Source organism: Acidimicrobiia bacterium (genome assembly GCA_029210695.1).
In the GTDB taxonomy this organism is placed as follows: Bacteria; Actinomycetota; Acidimicrobiia; order Spongiisociales; family JAHEDJ01; genus JAHEDJ01.
Map to the genome: position 1 here is coordinate 1 of JARGFH010000164.1, position 606 is coordinate 606.

General features: G+C 54.5%; 2 tRNA genes. Both read left to right on the forward strand.

The window, feature by feature from the left end:
* The first annotated feature begins 301 nt into the window (after window positions 1–301).
* Window positions 302–377: transfer RNA gene (locus P1T08_18910), tRNA-Thr, on the forward strand.
* 74 nt (window positions 378–451) lie between these two features.
* A tRNA-Phe gene (locus P1T08_18915) sits at window positions 452–530 on the forward strand.
* Window positions 531–606 lie beyond the last annotated feature (76 nt).

The window sequence follows — 606 nt, forward strand, 5'->3', positions numbered from 1 at the left end:
ATGGCTGGGTGGTGTAACAGGAAGCATCGCCCAACACCTGTCAGACGTGGTTGCCCAAGGGAGAAATCCTGGAAGGTCGAGTTGGCAGGGAAATCCCCGCCCGAGTACAGCGGGTTCTGTAACGGGGGTTGGAGGAGCAGGTTCGAGTCCTGCCCCGGCCACAGTAAGACTTGGTAAGTCTGTTCTTTGAAAACTGAAGAGTGTGTGAATAAAACGATCCTGCCGGATCCGGGATGCGTGGACGATAGTCCACGCGCCTGGTCTCCAGGTACTCAGGGATGGGTGCCCGGATCCGGCTTTAGCCGAGGTAGCTCAGCTGGCAGAGCATCTCCATGGTAAGGAGGAGGTCACGGGTTCGATTCCCGTCTTCGGCTCCAGATTACAAAGCTCGCGAGTGTAGTTTTATCGGCCAGTTTCTGCAGATTAAATACTAAAAAACGGGCCCCAATATCCATCGGTAGCTCAGACTTCGGTAGAGCACCGGTCTGAAGAACCGGGTGTCGTAGGTTCAACCCCTACCCGATGGACCATGATGACGGTTTTCCCAGCTTATCCGTCGACCAAAACTCAAAGCTGGTACGGTGATGTAACTCAGCTGGAAGAGAT